The organism is Peribacillus sp. P4_C12 (assembly GCF_056402095.1).
In genome coordinates this window covers 1-1,330 of the sequence record NZ_JBFUIB010000808.1, presented here as the reverse complement: position 1 = coordinate 1,330, position 1,330 = coordinate 1, and the positions used below count along the sequence as shown (strand labels likewise).

2 protein-coding genes and 1 pseudogene are annotated in these 1,330 nt (G+C 32.4%); all 3 read left to right on the top strand.

All coding sequences use genetic code 11. The features are described from left to right. Positions 1-78: pseudogene (locus AC1DUW_RS29185) on the top strand (amino acid ABC transporter permease); the annotation flags it as partial. A gap of 14 nt (positions 79-92) precedes the next feature. Beyond that, positions 93-743, top strand: coding sequence for an amino acid ABC transporter permease (locus tag AC1DUW_RS29180; RefSeq protein WP_053346383.1), 651 nt, complete (start codon positions 93-95; stop codon positions 741-743). Between the two features lie 175 nt (positions 744-918). Then, positions 919-1,200, top strand: coding sequence for a DUF4190 domain-containing protein (locus AC1DUW_RS29175; protein WP_053346382.1), 282 nt, complete (start codon positions 919-921; stop codon positions 1,198-1,200). Positions 1,201-1,330: the final 130 nt, after the last annotated feature.

The following is a 1,330-nucleotide window of genomic DNA, read 5'->3' as shown; positions in this document are numbered from 1 at the left end:
GCTTTTTACTTAATTCTTACCATTCCTTTAAGTCTTGGCGTTGGTTATTTAGAAAAACGTCTGGCTAAGAGTAATTGAGGGAGGTATAAGACATGGATTTTGCAGGTGCCTATACACCAGATAATATCAAATTTTTATTAGAAGGTTTTTGGGTAACAATACAGGTGGCCTTTGTATCTATTATTTTGAGTTTCATTATTGGTGGGCTTGTGGGAATAATTCGGTATGCAAAAGTGCCAGTGTTATCACAAATATTGGCAATGATTGTGGAAACAGTACGTAATTTACCACTGCTATTAATTATATTTTTTACGTATTTTGCTTTACCAGAGGTACGAATAAAATTAGAAATCATTCCGGCTGCTATCGTTGCCTTGACAATTTTTGAGTCAGCCATGCTTTCTGAGGTAATTCGAAGTGGATTAAAATCCGTTGATAAAGGCCAAATGGAGGCTGCGCGTTCATCAGGTTTGAGCTATGTACAGGCATTGATACATATCATCCTCCCTCAGGCTTTGCGCCGCATGGTACCTCCTATTGTCAGTCAATTTATATCTTTATTAAAGGATACCTCTTTAGCGGTTGTTATATCATTACCGGAGCTAACTCATCATGGCCAAATTATTTATGGGCAAAGTCAAAAATTTTTGATACCAATTTTAATTCTCGTTGCTCTCATGTATTTCGTCGTTAATTATAGTTTGTCTATAGTAGCACAGAGACTTGAATTGAAACGAACTTAAAAAATCCGACTCATTTATTTGAGTCGGATTTTTTAACATTCATGTTTTATTTGGAGGATTCATTCCACTCAATTGRCATTGTATCAAAAAGTAGTTTGTAATGAATTACTCAATAAATGAATCTTTTACTGACATAAACCGTATATATAAGTAAAAAAGAAAGTAGGTGGAATAATTGTCTGAAATTAAACAAAGTAATAGTAAAGCAATTGTATCATTAATTATGGGGATTTTATCTCTTCTTATTCCATTCATCGGAATTATATTAGGTATTCTAGGTTTGATTTTTGCTTCAAAGAGTAAAAAAGAAATGGCCCAATCGGGGGAATCTGGAAAGGGTTTGGTGACTGCTGGTAAAATATGTAGTATTATCGGAATAATCCTAAATGTGATTATGATTCTTATTTTTCTTGTGTTATTTTTTTTCACAGTAAATACGGACAGTATGGTTTATTAAATTTCAAATGTAAATTTGACAAAGAAAAATAAGTTGAAATTATTTTAAATGGAATTTTGTGCTATAATTAACATAAAAACCTAAAGATTCATAGGAGGGATGATATTTTTGACCGTTCAAATCTATGAGT

Bases quoted from the DNA above. Each gene is read 5' to 3' on its own strand.
- AC1DUW_RS29180 (WP_053346383.1), top strand. From the start codon at position 93: ATGGATTTTGCAGGTGCCTATACACCAGATAATATCAAATTTTTATTA.